General features: G+C 46.6%; 18 protein-coding genes. 8 read left to right on the forward strand and 10 right to left on the reverse strand.

The features are described from left to right. Window positions 1–70: 70 nt before the first annotated feature. Both QUB25_RS08820 and QUB25_RS08825 read left to right on the forward strand, forming a co-directional pair. The gene (locus QUB25_RS08820) at window positions 71–727 is read left to right on the forward strand and encodes a hypothetical protein (RefSeq protein WP_333182812.1); all 657 of its coding nucleotides are present in this window, start codon (window positions 71–73) and stop codon (window positions 725–727) included. 103 nt (window positions 728–830) lie between these two features. Next, complete coding sequence (locus tag QUB25_RS08825) at window positions 831–1,232, forward strand: MgtC/SapB family protein (protein WP_333036220.1); 402 nt, start codon at window positions 831–833, stop codon at window positions 1,230–1,232. Window positions 1,233–1,953: 721 nt separating this feature from the next. Here the strand turns inward: QUB25_RS08825 and QUB25_RS08830 are convergent. Beyond that, window positions 1,954–2,166, reverse strand: a complete 213-nt coding sequence (locus QUB25_RS08830) for a hypothetical protein (protein WP_333064040.1) — start codon at window positions 2,164–2,166, stop codon at window positions 1,954–1,956. A gap of 50 nt (window positions 2,167–2,216) precedes the next feature. Beyond that, a complete protein-coding gene (locus tag QUB25_RS08835) occupies window positions 2,217–2,447 on the reverse strand; it encodes a hypothetical protein (protein WP_333182814.1) in 231 nt (76 codons plus the stop codon). Between the two features lie 126 nt (window positions 2,448–2,573). On the opposite strand from QUB25_RS08835, the gene QUB25_RS08840 reads away from it, so the two are divergent. Beyond that, window positions 2,574–2,741, forward strand: a complete 168-nt coding sequence (locus QUB25_RS08840) for a hypothetical protein (RefSeq protein ID WP_333182815.1) — start codon at window positions 2,574–2,576, stop codon at window positions 2,739–2,741. Between the two features lie 80 nt (window positions 2,742–2,821). Beyond that, on the forward strand, window positions 2,822–4,573 hold the full coding sequence (locus QUB25_RS08845) for a hypothetical protein (RefSeq protein ID WP_333182817.1): 1,752 nt from the start codon (window positions 2,822–2,824) through the stop codon (window positions 4,571–4,573). A gap of 342 nt (window positions 4,574–4,915) precedes the next feature. Here the strand turns inward: QUB25_RS08845 and QUB25_RS08850 are convergent, their stop codons facing one another. Then, complete coding sequence (locus tag QUB25_RS08850; RefSeq protein WP_333182819.1) at window positions 4,916–5,203, reverse strand: hypothetical protein; 288 nt, start codon at window positions 5,201–5,203, stop codon at window positions 4,916–4,918. A gap of 170 nt (window positions 5,204–5,373) precedes the next feature. Continuing rightward, complete coding sequence (cobS, locus tag QUB25_RS08855; protein WP_242722367.1) at window positions 5,374–6,171, reverse strand: adenosylcobinamide-GDP ribazoletransferase; 798 nt, start codon at window positions 6,169–6,171, stop codon at window positions 5,374–5,376. 259 nt (window positions 6,172–6,430) lie between these two features. Between cobS and QUB25_RS08860 the strand changes: the two genes are divergently transcribed. The 3 genes from QUB25_RS08860 to QUB25_RS08870 all read left to right on the forward strand — a co-directional run bounded on the left by QUB25_RS08860 (window position 6,431) and on the right by QUB25_RS08870 (window position 8,314). Continuing rightward, entirely contained in the window at window positions 6,431–6,880 is a 450-nt protein-coding gene (locus QUB25_RS08860) for a hypothetical protein (protein ID WP_333036232.1), read from the forward strand. A gap of 105 nt (window positions 6,881–6,985) precedes the next feature. Beyond that, on the forward strand, window positions 6,986–8,116 hold the full coding sequence (tgt, locus tag QUB25_RS08865) for a tRNA guanosine(34) transglycosylase Tgt (protein WP_333036234.1): 1,131 nt from the start codon (window positions 6,986–6,988) through the stop codon (window positions 8,114–8,116). 60 nt (window positions 8,117–8,176) lie between these two features. Further along, complete coding sequence (locus tag QUB25_RS08870; protein ID WP_006634808.1) at window positions 8,177–8,314, forward strand: photosystem II reaction center protein K; 138 nt, start codon at window positions 8,177–8,179, stop codon at window positions 8,312–8,314. 84 nt (window positions 8,315–8,398) lie between these two features. Here QUB25_RS08870 and QUB25_RS08875 read toward each other — a convergent pair whose 3' ends face one another. After that, entirely contained in the window at window positions 8,399–8,953 is a 555-nt protein-coding gene (locus tag QUB25_RS08875; protein ID WP_333064033.1) for a glutathione S-transferase family protein, read from the reverse strand. A 120-nt stretch (window positions 8,954–9,073) separates the two neighbouring features. Further along, a complete protein-coding gene (locus QUB25_RS08880; RefSeq protein WP_333182822.1) occupies window positions 9,074–9,655 on the reverse strand; it encodes a manganese efflux pump MntP family protein in 582 nt (193 codons plus the stop codon). Window positions 9,656–9,853: 198 nt separating this feature from the next. On the opposite strand from QUB25_RS08880, the gene QUB25_RS08885 reads away from it, so the two are divergent. Beyond that, complete coding sequence (locus tag QUB25_RS08885) at window positions 9,854–10,453, forward strand: cytochrome b/b6 domain-containing protein (protein WP_333182823.1); 600 nt, start codon at window positions 9,854–9,856, stop codon at window positions 10,451–10,453. A gap of 263 nt (window positions 10,454–10,716) precedes the next feature. Here the strand turns inward: QUB25_RS08885 and QUB25_RS08890 are convergent, their stop codons facing one another. The 4 genes from QUB25_RS08890 to QUB25_RS08905 all read right to left on the reverse strand — a co-directional run bounded on the left by QUB25_RS08890 (window position 10,717) and on the right by QUB25_RS08905 (window position 15,862). Beyond that, window positions 10,717–13,017, reverse strand: a complete 2,301-nt coding sequence (locus QUB25_RS08890) for a cache domain-containing protein (RefSeq protein WP_333182826.1) — start codon at window positions 13,015–13,017, stop codon at window positions 10,717–10,719. 802 nt (window positions 13,018–13,819) lie between these two features. Beyond that, window positions 13,820–14,284, reverse strand: coding sequence for a hypothetical protein (locus tag QUB25_RS08895; protein WP_333064027.1), 465 nt, complete (start codon window positions 14,282–14,284; stop codon window positions 13,820–13,822). A gap of 189 nt (window positions 14,285–14,473) precedes the next feature. Further along, complete coding sequence (locus tag QUB25_RS08900; RefSeq protein ID WP_333182828.1) at window positions 14,474–15,034, reverse strand: sugar O-acetyltransferase; 561 nt, start codon at window positions 15,032–15,034, stop codon at window positions 14,474–14,476. A gap of 153 nt (window positions 15,035–15,187) precedes the next feature. Then, entirely contained in the window at window positions 15,188–15,862 is a 675-nt protein-coding gene (locus QUB25_RS08905) for an MBL fold metallo-hydrolase (RefSeq protein ID WP_333182829.1), read from the reverse strand. Window positions 15,863–15,872: the final 10 nt, after the last annotated feature.

The raw sequence follows: 15,872 nt of genomic DNA on the forward strand, positions 1-15,872 counted from the left end.
GAAACCAGAAACAAATTTAGCAGTAGTGCGTTCCTAAGTAAACAAAAACTGAAGCAAGGAGACAATTTATATGATTACTTCTCAAAAATGGCGTTCAGCAACAGCAGCAATCCTCGCACTGGGCATTACAGTTGTAACCAGCGCGCCGCTGGTGGTAGCTACTCCCGCAGAAGCTCAACAACGAATTTCCCAATTTGATAGCATCCGAATTCCCTCGGGCAGTGTAATTCCAGTTAGCTATGAAAAAGACAAAATAGTTGTCACCCGCGAAGAAACTGCACCTTTAACTTTAACAGTAGCGCAAGACATCCGCACACCTCAAGGCAGAGTATTAATCCCCGCAGGCAGCCAGATAGTCGGGGCACTGCAACCTGTCAGAAGAGGCAATCAAAGTGGTACTCAATTTGTTGCCAGAGAGTTAATTATCAGCCGCCGCCAACGCTATCGGATTGACGGAAATTCAGGAATTATTACCAGAACCGAAAGAGTCCAAAAAGGTGCTGGCACAGGTTCAGTAGCGCAAGGTGCAGCCTTGGGTGCAGCAGCAGCAGCAGCACTCGCAGGCATTACCGGCGACAAAGCCATCGCGACTGAAGAAGTATTGGGAGGCGCTGGGATCGGCGCTTTAGCTGGAGTATTGTTGGGGCGGCGCAGCGTTGACGTGCTGGTGATTCGCCCGGAACAAGATTTGGCAGTGAGATTGCGATCGGACATCGTACTCCGCTAATATTGGAATCTTCGGATTAATTATTTGCAGTAAAACATTGTCGATCGCTAACTTGTGGTCTCCCGATAATTGGCTAGGCATACTGTTAAGGTTGTGCCTAGCCATGTTTGTTGGCGGAATTATTGGATGGGAGCGCCAACTCAGAAACAAACCAGCGGGCTTGAGAACTCATATGCTAGTTAGTATGGGTTGTGCACTGTTTGTTTTAATGCCGCTGGCAATGGGTAAAAATGAAAACGGAGGAGATGCTGTAGCGCGCGTAATTCAAGGCATTGCTGCCGGGATTGGGTTTTTGGGAGGTGGAGAAATTCTGCGGCAAAATCGACAGGAAATAGGCAAAGTTGAAGTTCACGGGCTCACCTCTGCCGCCGCTATTTGGGTGTCAGCCGCTTTAGGAACTGCGGCAGGATGCGGGTTGTGGCAACTGGCATTAATTGGCGCTTTAATGTCGCTGTTTGTTCTGAGGGTAATTAAAGAGTTAGAGCGTCGGAGTCGTAGGAAATAGTCTCAGTGATTATATAAAAGTGGGTATTATAACCGTTATAACGTTTGTATTGACGACGGAAGTACGAGCGAGTTTTATGAGGGTTAAACTCCTCACTACCAACTAATTTTATTGCGGTCGATGGAGGGTAAATAATATTAGTTGCTTCATACCCAGTCCAGTTAATCACTGATCATAAATTCTTTGCCCTCATCCCAGCCATACCTGTCAAGAAGGTGAAAAAGGGGCGTTACACAATTTGAGGATGATTATTTGGGGGTGTTCCCCCTGCTGTGAAAATACCCGCCTTCGGGCTACGAGAGCCTATCCCACAAAAAAACAATCAAAATTATCCCGCAATTATGCAACGCCTACAAAGTGGCTAAAACGCTTGAAATCTCTGCTTGGGGCGATTAATAAATCTTCTCCATTTGATAGTGTGTTAACAATACATAACATTTCAATAATAATGCTCAACTTTTACGAAGCAAACACTTTAACTACGCCTTGACGGGTTGGGTCATCCAAGCCTGACCTTGGACGAGTGGAGTCATCACGATTTACTTACATATTCATTTTAATATTTTTTTCAATTTTACTTAATTTGCTCAACACCCAGTGAACCAAAATACCAAGATTTTTTAAAATAATTAGTATATAAAATAGCAAAACAATTAAATTTTACCCGTCTTTTTTAAGAAGAAAAGTTAATATTTACCTCGCCCCATGCCTGAATAAAAAATTAATTTCTATCAGAAAAAGTTGGCATTTTCATCAATTCCAAAGACTCTTGCCTCACGCGGCCCGCCATCGCAGCTAACTGCAAGCTCATAAAAGCATTCAAATCTTCTAAATCACACTTGGCTGAGGAAAAAATATTCTGCATTTCATTTTCCGCTTCCAAACTCAGATATCCAGCGGCAATAGCTTGTTTTACAACTTCACGAATCTGCACGGTAAGAATGTCCCTTACTAAATTTTAACTAATCAAAAGCCAACTAATTACTAACAGGAAGTTTCGGAAGCCGTCTCGCCAAAGATTTCAAATTTTTTCAGCTCGCGAGATTCTTGTTTCACTCCTCCGGACATAGCTGCTAGTTGCAAAGCCATAAAAGCATTTAAGTCTTCCAAGTCATACTTGGTGGTAGTTAACATCCCCCGCAGTTGATTTTCGGCTTCAAGGGTTAGATAGCCTAGAGCCAGAGCTTGCTGGGCGAGATCGCGAATTAGTACCATAACACTTGGGGATTTTATTGGTTCAAGCCTCAGTATCAACTGTTTTCACAGAATCAGCAGTGACGGCTATTGCTCGATAGGTGTGACATTGTTACGGGTCACTCGTGACAGCCGGAGTCGCAGAGTGTGACTAAGTATTTGCACGGTTGTGACGGCGATCACGCGGGGGATGCCAGAGGAGGAGTGGGAGAGTGGGGAGTCGGAGAGTGTCCGGGTGTCTGGGTGGGGGAGTCGGAGAGTGTCCGAGTGGAGGAGTCGGAGAGGCGGAGCATTTTTCTTTTTCCCTGCGACTAATAACTGATGACTACTGCCTTCTACCTTCAGAAGACGCTCAACGTCTATAATCAGCAAGTTAAATATTTACGGCAAGACATATGGAACTAGCTCATAAAGATTTGCTACAACAAATAGCCCGACTATCGGAAACTTATGCTAATTTGGCCGATCGCCTGTCAATGGCAGCAAAACAACTGCAAGACTCCGGTCTTCCTCCCTCTGACAGCTTGCTGCAAGAAGTAGCAGCCTACAGCCGCAACTTTGCCGCAGTCCAAAAACAAGCTCTCGAACTCAACAAATCCGCGATCGCGCCGGGGGAAATTACTTCCCTCAAAGACATTCAAAACTTAGTCGAGACTGCCGCAGCTTCTGAAGGTAAAGCAGAAATTCGCGATGCAGCATTGAAAGTGATCGATCGAGTATTGGCGATCGCCCACCGCGAACAAAGCGACTTCGCGCCCTTACAATCAGTTCATGCCAAAGCCCGCGAACTGCAGCGCGCAATTTCCGAATCAACCCCAACCCAACTGCATTCCGACGCAGAATCCTTAGTCAGTGGCAAACACCCAGTTTCAGCAGTGCTCGCCCTGGTGGAACAGCAAGACAAATTAGATGACGAACAGTGGGTAATTCTCGAAGAAACAGTCAGCGCTGCTTTTGGCAAACAAATAGCCGTAGCCATTTCCAGAGGCAAATTAACCATTGCTGAGATGGTAAAAGCAGCACCTGCAAAAGTCGAACCCGCATTTAAAGCAGCGCCAGAACAAAAAATCAGCGCCGAACCTTTGCCAGAAGTGATTGTCATCCCGTCAGGAAATGTGGCACCGAAACAAGTTACAGTTGCGCCACAGATCCAGATTTTGGAATCCCCCGCACCTTCGGCCCCCATGCACGAGGTAATTATTGTTCCCAGCGTGGAAGTACCTAAGTCTCTCCCGACAACCGGTTCCGGGAACATTGTTTTTGGGGCACCCCAGAAAATTCAACCAGCGGTGGCCGTAGAGGGCGGTTTGGGAATCAAAGTTTTGGTGCACATTCAGGGAATTGGCGATCGAACTTTCGGTGCTCAAGAATACGCGGGTACTAAAGCTCAAGGGCGTCGTGTCGAAGGATTTCAAATTAATATCGATCCCCCAATTCCCGGTTTAAATGTCGAGTACATGGCTCACGTCGAAGGGGTTGGCGATACTCCTTGGATCAGCGAAGGAGAATTGGCAGGTTTTCGGGGTCAAGCGAAACGAATTGAGGGATTTGCGGTGCGGTTGAGCGGGCCGCAAGCTGATAAGTACGACGTATTTTATAGCGCTCACATTCAGAATATTGGCGACACCGACGTGTCCTCCAACGGCGAATATTGCGGCACTCGCGGCAAAGCTTTGAGAATAGAGGGCATCAAAGTTTGGATCGCCCAGTCTGCGAATTCCCAAGCAGTGGCGCCTGTGGGTTTAAAAGTGTTGGCGCACATTCAAGGAATTGGCGATCGAACTTTTAGCGATCGAGAATATGCGGGTACTAAAGCTCAAGGCCGCCGGGTGGAAGGATTTCAAATTAAAATAGAGCCTCCCGTTGCCGGTTTAAATTTGCAGTATATGGCTCACGTTGAAGGAGTTGGCGATACTGCTTGGATCTCGGAAGGGGAGTTGGCCGGTTTCCGGGGCAAAGCCAAGCGCATTGAGGGATTTGCCGCCCGCCTGACAGGGCCGCAAGCTGATAAATACGACGTATTTTATACGGCTCACATTCAGAATGTGGGCGATACTCCTGTTACTGCTAACGGTCAATATTGCGGCACTCGCGGCAAAGGTTTGAGAGTTGAAGGGATAAGCGTTTGGGTTGATCCGAAAGCGTAAAAAGTGAGAATGAATGGAAAATTTGCAGTGGCATTTTCCATTCATTTTGTGTTGTTATATCATGTCCGGCTGGTTGGTTTTTGTATAATGTGCGCTCTCCTAGGGGCGGGTTTTATCAACCATCTACGCCAAAAACTAATAATCCCATAAACCCGCCCCCTCTCTCTAAACGGTAAACGTCAATGTACATTTTTTCCCTTCGATCAAAGTCAAGGTTGATATAGGTTATTAGTTGTGTGGGGGCGGGTTTATGAGATTGTTTGTGTGCGTCAAAAATTATTCGTAAAACCAGCCCCTACAGCATCAAAAACACTTGCACAACTTACGCTAGCAGACACGATATTAATGGTGTAGCACGTGCAACAAGCCTTCTACCACATGACCGATGATCGCACTTGGAGCAGATTCGGCGGCGCAGTGGCCGGCGTGGAGTGCGTTTCCGACAGCCTGACTCCCTCCCTCCAACGCATCGGCACCAAATTGACCGCGATATGTTTCTTTGACCATTTCAGCTTGAATTTTGCTGGTAGTTTCTTCGGGATTCGTTTCCCAATTGCGGATTGTTTGGACAATCTCGAACCCAGCCCAAATTAACATTCCGAGGACGATCGCAGCAATAAAGTATCCCATAGCTTTCTTTAAAGTTTGAGGTTTGCTGTATCTAATCTAGGGTGGCATTTGAAGGCAGACAGGATGAAAACGATTGCCCGATGAGTGCGGATTTCCACCTGCTAGAACCGTCGTTATTTGCTAAATTGAGGACTAAAGTCTTCACTCAAACAATGGCAACATGGCATAACTTACCCTTCCAAAGCCGCCAAAAGACACAGCAATAAAGCCTCCGTCCACTCGACTACGGCACCGTAAGTATCGCCCGTGTGGCCGCCCAAACGGTGGTTAAACCAGGCTCCGGCAAAAATTCCGATCGCACTTCCCCCCAGAGCCATCCCCACCGCCAACAGCCACCGATCGCCCTCCAAGACAACTTGCACCACGCTCAAACTCAGCAGCAACAGCACTCCCGGTATAAAATCAAAAGGAGAATAAATAGATTCTTTGTGAAAAGCTCCCTTACCCTCGGCCCGCAGATAGGGATAGCGGGCGATTGCCACCAGTTGGGCCCACCTCCCCCAACCGGCCACACCCATCAAAGCCAGCCACCGATAGTTATTCAAGTCCGAGAGAGCGGCAGTTTTCAGCAGCACGATCGCGATCGCAGCCATCGCCCCAAAGGCTCCTGTAACGCTGTCCCGCATGACTTCCAGCCGACGCACAGGGTCCGGTACAGCCAGCCCGTCCGCCGCGTCCATTGCCCCGTCTAGGTGCAGCCCGCCAGTCACGGCGATGCCCAAGACTACCACCAAGGCCGATCGAGTCAGAGCAGGCATTCCCAACAACTGCAACCCAACATCCGCCAGGCCCACCATCCCCCCAATCAAAAGCCCGATCGCCGGTGCCAAGCGGGCAATGCCTCGAAACTCCAAAGTCCAAGACACCGGTACCGGCAAACAAGTATAAAAAGCGACTGCGGCTGCGATGGCAGCGCCTTGATTCCGGAAAAAGTCGATCGTAGAGCGAACCCATTTATCATGCACCATAAGATAGAAAATTTTTCATCTGGTATGCAGTTGTCAATCGATTAGTGTGTGCCAGAATTGGACTGTAACACCCTAGTTTTTTGGATCGAGCATTCCTCCTGTCGCCCGCTCTTTTCCCCGGAAAACCTCTGTCGGCAGCGATCCCAAAGCTCCCTATCTAAAATGACTAAACTCAAGATCCGCGTTTCCCTTCCCAAGAATTCTAGCTAACTCCCTGATGTTCAAGACGGGAAAATACTACAACAGAGGCTTTTACTACATGAGTCACGATCAATTGAATAACAGGGTAGTTGCTCCTTGCATCATCGATACAGGGATTGTCGTCAACAAACGCGATATCAAAAGATTGCTGTTTGATTTAGGACGTGTCCGCTACCTTCACATACAAGATGGCCAGATTTATAGCGAAGGGGAAGGTTATGTGCTCGAAGTCTTCGCCAACCCCCACCGTTCTACCCTGATTGCCAACCATGCGCTTTATTTGAACGTGTATAGTTTTGATTACCTGGAACTGAAACAGTCCCCTGAAGATGGTGCTTATTTTGACCTGATTCAAGATGGACGGCAGTTGCGGTTAATTCCCCTCTCCAATCCTTTGCAAGAGCAATTCGCCCGGAATTTAAATGCTGCAGCTTTGGATGCGGTTGTCGATCAGGTACTCTCAGGCAACTGGGATCTGCAATTGGACGAAGATGATTCCCCCTTTTAATCGTCAGTCATTAGCCATCGGTGGTGAGTTTTTTGTCGCGATGTCATCAACAATAGATTAAATAACACGGACGGCCGAGTAGCGGTTAACGAGCATCGGGGACTAATGACTGAGGACAAGGCGAAATTTTCTTTTAAATGTCAGGCTAATTGCAGCCATACCCAAGCGCGTGCAGGGGTTTTTGCCACTCCCCACGGTGTTGTGGAAACGCCTAAATTTATGCCAGTGGGGACGCTAGCTAATGTCAAAACTTTGACACCCGCACATCTTGAGGCGGCGGGTTCTCAAATGGTTTTGGCAAATACTTATCACTTGCACCTGCAGCCGGGGGAAGCAATTGTCGCTGGCGCCGGCGGATTGCATAAATTTATGGCTTGGCCAGGCCCGATGCTGACGGATTCGGGTGGCTTTCAGGTGTTTAGCTTGAGCCAAATGCGGACTATTTCTGAGAATGGGGTGACTTTTCGCTCTCCCCGCGATGGCCGCATGATTAATTTGACGCCGGAACGATCGATCGAAATTCAGAATGAGTTGGGCGCCGATGTGATTATGGCGTTTGACGAGTGTCCCCCTTACCCCGCTACGCGGGAGGAGGTGGAGGCTGCAACAAATCGCACTTACCGCTGGCTGCAACGCTGCATTCAAGCTCACTCGCGCCCGGATCAAGCTTTGTTCGGAATTGTCCAGGGGGGCGTTTTCCCCGATTTGCGATCGCGCGCGGCGAACCAGTTGGTAGATTTGGATTTACCAGGCTACGCCATCGGCGGCGTTAGTGTCGGGGAATCGGGGGATTTGATCGCAGAGATTGTGAAGGTGACTGCGCCTCTGTTGCCGGCAAATAAACCGCGTTATTTGATGGGGATTGGGACTTATCGGGAAATGGCGCTGGCGGTGGCTAGTGGCGTAGATATGTTTGACTGCGTGATTCCGACTCGGCTGGCCCGCCACGGGACGGCTTTTGTGGGTGGGGAACGCTGGAGTTTGAAAAATGCTCGGTTCCGGGAGGATTTTGCTCCGCTGGATGAGTCTTGCCCTTGTTATACCTGCCAAAAATTCAGTCGGGCTTATTTGGCTCATTTGGCGCGGGCTAACGAAGTGCTGGGGTATACTTTGCTGGCGCTTCACAATGTGACGGAGTTGATTCGCTTTACGGGGAGGATGCGGGAGGCGATTTTAGCCGATAGATTTACTGAAGAGTTTGCCTACTGGCTTGCACCGAGAGTCGATCAATCATGATTGCCTTGGGTAAAGATATGCGACAATTATGAAAATTCTGTTGGATAGGTAGGTTGATTCATGGAAGCTGCATTACTCTTAGCAAAACTGCCCGAAGCTTATTCGATTTTTGAGCCTTTGGTTAATGTTTTGCCGGTCATTCCCGTATTTTTCTTGCTGCTGGCTTTTGTTTGGCAGGCGGCTGTCGGATTTAGATAAGTTTGATTTCATCAAAAGCAGGGGCAATTCACAAATTGCCCCTGCTTTTAGGTATTAAGTTTTGTTTCGTTCTTCTTTCTGCCTTCAGCTACCGCCGATCGCACTTTTGAAAGCCGGTCTTTCTGTGATCCGCTTGATGTAATCTACAACGGCCGGATAAGCACTGAGGTCTAGTTTTAGCATCATGGGAATGTAGGCCAACATTGACCCGACTGCTGCGTCGGCGACGCCAAATTCATCACCCATTAAAAATGGCTGTTTCTCGAAGATTTCATTTAACGGTTTTAACAACTTGGGAGTTTCGCGATCGCGACTTGCTTCTGTAAATATTCCCGGCCCCAGGGTGGCGTTAGCAAACGTGATCCACTGCACGATTTGAGCTTGCTGCTCCAAATTGTCTGGCATTTTACCATATTTTTGAGCTAAATACAGCAGAATTGCGCCGGATTCCCAAAGTTTAAAATCTCCGTCAACAATTGCCGGTACTTTGCCGATCGGGTTAATTTCGAGATACTCTGGCTGCAAGTGTTCCCCTGCTTGCATATCCAGCATGACGAATTCGTAGGGAACTCCTATTTCTTCTAGATACCACTTGACAATTGAGGCCCTGCTGCGGGCTCCGCCGTAAAGTTTCAGCACGGAATTTTTATCCTTTAACGCAATATTGCTGTTATAGCATTTTTTGGGAATTGGGAATTGGAGTCACCAAAGACTCTGATGTCAATGTTCGACTAATGACTACTGACTACTGACTAATTACTAATTACCGATAACTAATGGGACTTCTGTCAAGTGCAGAAACAAGATTCTGCTGCCAATGAAAATCAAAATTGCTCCTCCCAATATCTCAATTTTATTAGCAAACAAGTTGCCGCACTTGTGCCCGATAAACACGCCTGCAAAGGCTAAAAAGAAAGTAATAAATCCGATCGCAGTCACCGCAAGAGCAATAGAATCTTTCAGGACAGCAAATCCGAGGCCAACTGCGAGGGCATCGATACTCGTCGCCACCGACAGCGTTATCAAAGTCCCTGTATCTAAGGGATTGAACTTTTTCTCGCATTCTTCGCTTTGCAGCGATTCGTAAATCATTCTCCCGCCAATGAAACTCAAAAGCCCAAAAGCTATCCAATGGTCGATCGGTGTTATCAAAAAACTAAAGCTAAGACCTATCAACCATCCTATTACGGGCATTAAAGCTTGAAAACCTCCGAAAAACAAGGCAATTTTTAAAGCTTTATTGACCTTCATGTGTTTGATTGCTAAACCGCTCGAAACAGCGACAGCAAAAGCATCTGCTGCTAGTCCCAAGGAAAGTAATATGGTAGTGGCTGCATCCATTTTTGTAAAGTGTTAGGTGTTATAAATAAAGTGTTCCTCTTGACTGTTTTAGTTTACACTAAATTTTGATATAATTTCGTTTTTATCATAATCTATTCATTTTTGACTCACATTTATTTCAAAATTGGCGAGAGTTGAAAAAATCAGCGCTTAGCTGTATTGTGTAAAAGATTTATTTATCAAGTAGCAGAATTGACTATGCCGCCATCTAGACCCTACCAGCCATTGCTGCTGAGATTACTGCATGGGGTTAACGCTGCGATCGCTCTTTTAGCAATTTTGAGCGCATTTCTGGTTTACAACACCTACGATGGGCGGTTTGGCAAAGTCCCCGTGCCTCACATTGCAGATATTATCGGGATTCACGGCACTTTTGGCAAGATGTTGCTGTTAGGAATAATGCCGGCTTTTGCATTGTACAGTTTCCACCCAGGTCAAAAACGCTTGGTGCAGCCGGATTCTTTTGGGAAACTAACGCAGTTGGGAAAACCGATTTGGTGGTACAGTTTGCACCGGATTGTGAATACGTTGATGTTGCTGGCACTGACTTGGGCAATCGCTTCTGGCAGTATGGTTAAGGAAGAATGGCTGCCGGCTGGGGAATTGACGCAGGTTTGGTATTATTTACACGCTTCTGGTTGGGTGGTATTGGTATTTTGTCTGGCAATGCACTTGTTGATGAGTGCGAAGGTGGGGGGTTTGCCACTACTTTTGTCGATGTTTGATGCCGCCTATCGCCCGGAAGATTCGCCTGCGGCTTGGTGGAATAAAATTCGCTCTTTGGTCGATCGCTCTTAATGTGAAAATGAACAGAAATATTTTATTAATTGTTGCGGAAGTCTTGGTAATGGCAGGTTGGTTGTTTGCTGTGGTTGCACCTTTATTATTTCCCTAATCCTATCATAGCAATTTAGGTTAACAAATGATCGTTAGGTTTGTAGTGAGGAATTCAGCCCTCCGTTTGATGAGGACTAAAGTCTTGACTGTGAAGCCACCTTAAGCTTTTCGCGCCGCTTGCTGGCAAGATTTGCGACGGGTTTCTCTGGCGGCAAAATGCGATATCAAAAGATCGGCAATTTTACCTTAAACTCAGCGCCGCCCCCAGTTTGAGATTTAATTTGAGATTGAACCGGAGATTCCACTGTAAGGCTGCCGCCGTGCCATTCTACAATAATTTTATAGCAAACCGACAACTCCAATCCTGTAAAATTTTGAGATGATTTATTATGGCCAGACTTGTCAAATATTCTGTGTTTAATTTCCGGTGGAATTCGAGAGCCGTTGTGGGCGATCGATACTGCAATAAACCTGCCTGGAGAATCTTCGACAATATCTGTTTTAATTGTAATAATTTGAGCGGAGTTTTCAATACTCTTAAGAGCATCAATAGCATTGCTGAGGAGACTCGCGAATACCTGGCTCAGTTGACCGGGATAACACAAAATCGGCGGCAAGTTGTGGTACTCCTTGACTACTAATATTTTTTGCTCCAGCCGGCCCTCTAGCAACAGCAAAATATTGTCGATGCTTTCATTTAGGTTGGCGTGTTCTTTGTTGGGTTCGTCAGGAAGCGAAAATTTCCGCAAAGCAAGGACTATCTGGCGAATGCGATCGGCTCCTATTTTCAAAAGGTTGAGAATTTGCGGCAACTCTTCGCTGATAAAATCTAGGTCGCAAGCCTCTATTTCTTTGGCAATTGCCGGCACATGATCGGGATATTGTTCGCGATAGAGGCGAATTATATTGAGCAAATCTTTGATATAATCGTTAACGTGAATCAGGCGACCGTAAATAAAGTTAATTGGGTTATTAATTTCATGGGCAACTTCGGCGGCTAGTTGACCGACAATTGTCATTCTTTCGCTTTGTACTAAATGCTCTTCAGTTCTTCTGAGTTGGGCTAATACTTCTTCCAAAAGTTTGAGCTCTTCTTGAATTTGCCCGTGGAGTTGGGATTGGGAAATTGCGATCGCCAGCGAGTCTGCAATTGCTTCCAAAACTTCCACCTCGTCGGGAGTTGCAAACTGCCGGTTTGCACAGGCGAGCAGATATCCAAGCCGATGATTCTGAGTTAGTACGGGTACTGCTGCGTAGTGACTATTTGTGAGTTCGATATAGGCGTGTTCCTCAGACGATGTGGCATTAGGAGTGGCGGTTTGTAGCAGTATCGTTTCGCAGCGGTGAAGCCGTGCAGCTAAATCTCCAGAGGGCCCTCCTGGAACACCAAAGATTCCCAAGCGCGCCGGCAAACCTTCCCGGCAATATTCCCAGCCAAATTCTAAACTATCTTGTCGGGGATCGTACCATGCGAAAATTGCTCGATCGAGCTTCAGTAAAGTACCGAGTTCGTCTACTGTAGTTTGGAGGATGCGATCGAGGCCCAAGCAAGCGCGAATGCGGCCGGTCAAGCGGTGGAGAAGGGCTTCTGTGCGAGTGCGAATGGAATTTAGGGCAAACAGCTTGAGCCCCACAATGGCTGCGAAAATAGCTGCTGCGGCAAGTACGCCGGCGGTTACTGCTAGTATCTTGAAAGGAAAAAGTTCTTTTTCGAGATTGTCGCGGGGAATTACGAGGGCGATCGACCATTCAGCTTGTTCTAAAGGAAGATAGGCAACATAAACTCTGGCGTCGTTGATTTTAGTCAGCGAAATGCCCGTTTTTTGATAAACCATCTCCCGGGCTACATTCGCCAAATTAGCATCTGCAGACTCTAAAAGACTCGGAGCCGGCTTGTCGATATTTCCCATTAACCGAGCGTCGGGATGCACAATCGGCACTCCTTGAGAATTGAGAACAAAAGCGTAAGTTCCTGCCCCATATTCTAGCTTTCCTACTACTTCGGCAATTCGGTCGATGCTAATGACGCCGTTCATTACTCCGATCGGCTTTTGGGCTTTTTTATCAAGAGAATTTGCCGAACTTGACCACACCGGAGCCGAAATGGGCACAATACTTTGTCCTTTGAGCGTGCGAGAAATGGTAGGATCGGAAACATAGACTTCTCCAGCCATTGCCTTTTTGAAGTGTTGGCGATCGCTCACATTAATCAACGCTCGGCCCACTTTTGTGGTGAAATAAGAACCGTCGGGATCAATTAATGCGAAGTGCTGGAATTCTTGCAGTCGATTTACTTGCGATTTTAAATAAGGCGCTGCCACTGACCAATTCATCGAACGAACGGGAGTAGTATTGGCGAGGATTTCGATCTCAGCCTTTCTAGTGCCGAGCCAGCGATCGATATTGTTGGCGCGCTCCCTAACTTCTAACAAAGCATTTCGCTCGCTTTTGGTGATAATCAAGCGACGAACACTTTGATAGCTGATACAACCAGTAATGCTAGCTGCCAGAATTGTGACCCCCAAAATTAAGAGCGCAGTTTGGTACCCAAGATGGTATTCGCCCTTTAATCCCGCTGGCAATAGTCGAGTTAATTTCCACCACTTTACTCTCGCAAAGCTTCGCATGGTTTGACCAATTTGTGAGATTGAAATCCTTAGCTCACCTACGATCTACTCGCCCGCCGGCCAGTAGTATTAAACTACTAGCATTCAATAATCGCGGGGATTTTTTAATTTTTTCCCCCGAGCGGCTCCTATCGTTTCCGGTTGCACTCCTTATGATATAAAGGACACGGCAGTGCCGTTTCCATACCCAGATTAATTGTAGGGACACGGCACTGCCGTGTCGAAAGCGGTGGGTAATATTAATTCCGAGGCTACCGATTTGATATCACTTTGTTAAACAGGAATAATATCATACCACATTTTTGATCACTTAAAAAAAATCATCAACTACTTAATTCTTTTTTACAGTCATTAATAATTGATGTTATTTAGGTGATGTGAGCAGTAGAATTTTTAGGTTGAGATGTTTGGTGTGTGTCTTAATCAATAGTCCAGACTGCTTTTATTTCCTACTCTGAAACCCTAGATATTCCGTTGATAGTTCTATTTCCGAATTGTCTTGAAACCCTTATTATACAGTTACTTGGTAATCAAAAACTGTCCGCAGTATTGCTTAATAACGAAATATTAAAAGTTTTTCGTTCATTATTAATGAGGGAAAAACTTGTTAATTTTTTAATTTATATCTCAACAATCAAAAGTATTTTCGGTGCAGCCGCTGGCTGAGGCACTGTTAAATTGCCCCAGTTGCGGGATTTGTTTAAAGAACCTTGTGAGTGTGTTCGTGCTGTTTCACATTGTCTTCCGTGCGAATGACGCGCTCGGAGTTGAGCACTCTTTTGCGTTCTAAGGAATAAGTAAAGTCGTTGCGAACTGTTCCCAAGGGAATGTGAAGTTGAGCTTGGGGGCGGATTTTGTAAGTGCGGGCAGCAGCGATCGCCCGAAAGGCAAATTCTTCGCTAAACTGAGCTGATGTCGGGAATTCTGGCAACATTTTGGGTGTTTCGCCGTCGAGCACTGCTCCCAAAGTCGTCCCGCAAATCATTAAATAAGATGTGGGAATTCCCTTCAAAATTGCTTCCAAAGCTGCTGAGGGAATAGCTTCGATTACTTGCACTTCAAAAACTTCGCCTTCTTCTTTAATGAAGCAGGTAGCTACACCGACTGCTATGTAGTCGTCGGTGCAGAGATCAGGAGCGTTGGGATAAACTGTTGCAGTCGTCATAAGAAAAGCTTGGTAGTGTGGAAACCGGGAACGAGAAATTAAGCGATTTTAGATTTGAGATTTTAGATTTTCTCCAGCGTTTTTTTTGGGGATTTTACCTAAAAAATCTCAAACCGGCTGTTCTAATAGCTAAAATTTTTGGCTTAAGCTCCAAAGAGCCGATCGCACGATTGTGTCGATCGTACCACATCAAGGTAGATGCCGGATGATTCGGCAAGGATTCCCGGCCGCCACGACGTTTGCGGGAATATCTTTGACAACAACACTGCCTGCGCCGATCGTGCTATTGTCGCCAATAGTGACTCCTGGACAAATAATACTGCCGCCGCCAATCCAAACATTATTGCCAATATTAATTTCAGCGGCGAGTTCTTGGCCAGAAAGCCTTATTTCCGGGTCTGTGGGGTGAAGAGCGGTGTAAATTTGTACGTTGGGCCCACACAGTAAATTTTCGCCAATGTTAACTCGATTGCAGTCGAGAATCACGCCACCAAAATTCATGTACAATCCGTTTCCCGCATAAATATTACTGCCGTAGTCGCAGTAGAAAGGTGGCTCGATTTCAACTTTTGGCCCAACTGCACCGAACAATTCTGCGAGAATTTCTAACCGTTTGTCTGGTTCATCTTCGCGGGTAGAATTGTAGGTTCTGGCGAGGCGGCGGGCTCGCTGGCGCTCTAAAATTAATTGCTCATCAGCAGCTAAATACAATTCGCCGGCGAGCATTTTTTCTTTTTCGGTTTTTTCCACAGTTTTTTCCAAGGTAAGAATCGGCGGTTGAAACCGCTACTTCACCAATGAACTTCCTCTCTAAGAGACTGAAGAATTATGTAGGGTGCGTAAGGGCGCACCTTACCGCTATAATTAGCGCCTCAGTTCATTTTTTGATGTTGCAGCATACATTTATGGTTCAGGTTTTGACTGCAAACAAACAGCTAAGTCCAGGTTTGCTAATTGCTCAAAAGCTCGCTCGATCGATCCTTTTCCCCGCAAAAAACCAGTATTTGCACCGGGACAAATATACTGTAAAGTTTCCGGTGAAAATCGATCGATAATTGACTTCACGCTGTTAATTTGCCTGGGCCAGTGAAAAGTTTTTGGCGTCCACAGCGGTACTGGGGCGGCTTCTCGGTTGGGGAGCAAGTGCCTGCCCGAAAACAACACTCCACCGCTGCCACTATGATAAAGGCAAGAGGAACCAGGAGAATGACCAGGAGTCCAAAATGCTTTCATTCGATCGCTCAAAACAAATTCTCGCTCAAAAACCGTCACCTTCAAACCCGGCAGTAAATAAGCTTCCTGCTCTTGAATCAGGATCTCGCAGCCCGTGGCTTCCTGAATCTCCCGCGCCCTGGCGATAGCGCCACGGTGGGTCAGAAACAGCAGTCGCACGCCGCCGTGTTCCCGCAAAAATGTTTGGTTAATCTCATCCCAAGCGGGACAATCCACCAGGATGTTAGTTTGGTTTTCTACAATGAAATAGGCTGTTGCACCCAGAGTTTCCCGGTTAGGCGGGAAAGCAAGGATATTGTCGAGCACGGGCCTGGGTTGTTTGGAGACTAAAGTCTGTTGTTTCAAGGAAGTATTT

The sequence above is a fragment of the Microcoleus sp. B3-D7 genome, from assembly GCF_036705305.1.
In the GTDB taxonomy this organism is placed as follows: Bacteria; Cyanobacteriota; Cyanobacteriia; order Cyanobacteriales; family Microcoleaceae; genus Microcoleus.

Excerpts from the sequence above, each read along its gene's own strand:
- QUB25_RS08820 (WP_333182812.1), top strand. The coding sequence starts at position 71 with ATGATTACTTCTCAAAAATGGCGTTCAGCAACAGCAGCAATCCTCGCA.
- QUB25_RS08825 (WP_333036220.1), top strand. The coding sequence starts at position 831 with ATGTTTGTTGGCGGAATTATTGGATGGGAGCGCCAACTCAGAAACAAA.
- QUB25_RS08835 (WP_333182814.1), bottom strand. The coding sequence starts at position 2,447 with ATGGTACTAATTCGCGATCTCGCCCAGCAAGCTCTGGCTCTAGGCTAT.
- QUB25_RS08845 (WP_333182817.1), top strand. The coding sequence starts at position 2,822 with ATGGAACTAGCTCATAAAGATTTGCTACAACAAATAGCCCGACTATCG.
- QUB25_RS08850 (WP_333182819.1), bottom strand. The coding sequence starts at position 5,203 with ATGGGATACTTTATTGCTGCGATCGTCCTCGGAATGTTAATTTGGGCT.
- cobS (WP_242722367.1), bottom strand. The coding sequence starts at position 6,171 with ATGGTGCATGATAAATGGGTTCGCTCTACGATCGACTTTTTCCGGAAT.
- QUB25_RS08860 (WP_333036232.1), top strand. The coding sequence starts at position 6,431 with ATGAGTCACGATCAATTGAATAACAGGGTAGTTGCTCCTTGCATCATC.
- tgt (WP_333036234.1), top strand. The coding sequence starts at position 6,986 with ATGACTGAGGACAAGGCGAAATTTTCTTTTAAATGTCAGGCTAATTGC.
- QUB25_RS08870 (WP_006634808.1), top strand. The coding sequence starts at position 8,177 with ATGGAAGCTGCATTACTCTTAGCAAAACTGCCCGAAGCTTATTCGATT.
- QUB25_RS08880 (WP_333182822.1), bottom strand. The coding sequence starts at position 9,655 with ATGGATGCAGCCACTACCATATTACTTTCCTTGGGACTAGCAGCAGAT.
- QUB25_RS08885 (WP_333182823.1), top strand. The coding sequence starts at position 9,854 with ATGCCGCCATCTAGACCCTACCAGCCATTGCTGCTGAGATTACTGCAT.
- QUB25_RS08895 (WP_333064027.1), bottom strand. The coding sequence starts at position 14,284 with ATGACGACTGCAACAGTTTATCCCAACGCTCCTGATCTCTGCACCGAC.